A 557-nucleotide genomic window follows, 5' to 3' on the forward strand; every position below is an offset into this window, starting at 1 on the left:
TATTCCTCGTAGGTAATTAAATCTTTTGCAAACTCTGTGAAGGTTTCCGCTAAATAGCTTGTTGAGTGCTCACGTAAATGAGCAACAGCCTCCTCTTCCGTCAGGCCGTCATCCTCCATTAAATTTTCAATCGAATCGGAACCTTCATGACTCCAATAGGCCACGGTTGGATTTTCAGGTCCTCCATAATAATCAAGACAGAAAAAGTCACCACCCGCTGTTTCAGCAAAAGGGACTAATTCCTTCGGCATTCTTCCTTCATCTACCAGATCACCTCGGATTATCAACGGTGTTTTACTATAGAGTCCTCTGTCAGCAAGAGCTAATAGTTGGCTAAATGCTAAGCCATCCCACACTAAATTATCTTCTGTCTGTCCACCAAAATAGGGACGTAATTCTTCAAGAAAATCCTCCGGTAGTTTCACCTGTAGTTCTTCTTCGATTTGAGCCACTTCTGCGTCTGTTGCAGGTTCTTTTACTTCTGACCAGTCAAATTGCTTGAATATCATTATCTAAAAATCCCTTCCATCTTCTCTTTTGATAGGTATTTGTCATTT

The 557-nt window shown here is 41.1% G+C and carries 1 protein-coding gene; it reads right to left on the reverse strand.

What is annotated here, in order from left to right:
- Positions 1 to 509 (reverse strand): SMI1/KNR4 family protein (locus tag KTHG_RS00155; RefSeq protein ID WP_139991801.1); only part of this gene is annotated, 509 nt, incomplete at its 3' end.
- Positions 510 to 557: the final 48 nt, after the last annotated feature.

Origin of the sequence: Kurthia sp. Dielmo (assembly GCF_000307285.2) — a bacterium.
Lineage (GTDB): Bacteria > Bacillota > Bacilli > Bacillales_A > Planococcaceae > Kurthia > Kurthia populi.